Raw genomic sequence first — 396 nt, 5'->3', positions numbered from 1 at the left:
AATGGTCATGTGGTGACCGCGCATATTTCAGGTAAGATGCGTATGCATTATATTAAGTTGTTACCTGGAGACAAAGTGAAATTAGAAATGAGCCCGTACGATTTATCAAAGGCTCGAATAACTTACAGATACTAATAACTATGAAAGTTAGAGCATCAATTAAAAAAAGAAGTGCCGAGTGCAAAATTGTGCGAAGAAAAGGCAGACTGTACGTGATTAACAAAAAGAATCCAAAATTTAAACAAAGACAAGGGTAGTTATGGCTAGAATTGCAGGTGTTGATATACCAAAACAAAAGCGAGGCGTTATAGCATTGACCTATATCTTCGGAATTGGAAAGAGCAGAGCTCAGGAAATTCTTAAAGAGGCCAACGTAGATGAGAGCAAGAAAGTTTC

General features: G+C 37.4%; 3 protein-coding genes. All 3 read left to right on the top strand.

Going from position 1 to position 396, the window contains the following annotated elements:
• Positions 1 to 135 (top strand): translation initiation factor IF-1 (gene infA / locus HC176_RS17205; RefSeq protein WP_167920229.1); only part of this gene is annotated, 135 nt, incomplete at its 5' end.
• A 5-nt stretch (positions 136 to 140) separates the two neighbouring features.
• On the top strand, positions 141 to 257 hold the full coding sequence (ykgO, locus tag HC176_RS17200; RefSeq protein WP_037325435.1) for a type B 50S ribosomal protein L36: 117 nt from the start codon (positions 141 to 143) through the stop codon (positions 255 to 257).
• A gap of 2 nt (positions 258 to 259) precedes the next feature.
• Positions 260 to 396 (top strand): 30S ribosomal protein S13 (gene rpsM / locus HC176_RS17195; protein WP_167920227.1); only part of this gene is annotated, 137 nt, incomplete at its 3' end.

It is taken from the genome of Tamlana crocina, assembly GCF_012037625.1.
The sequence above is the reverse complement of the archived record's forward strand: the minus strand, read 5'-3'. Positions and strand labels throughout refer to the sequence as shown.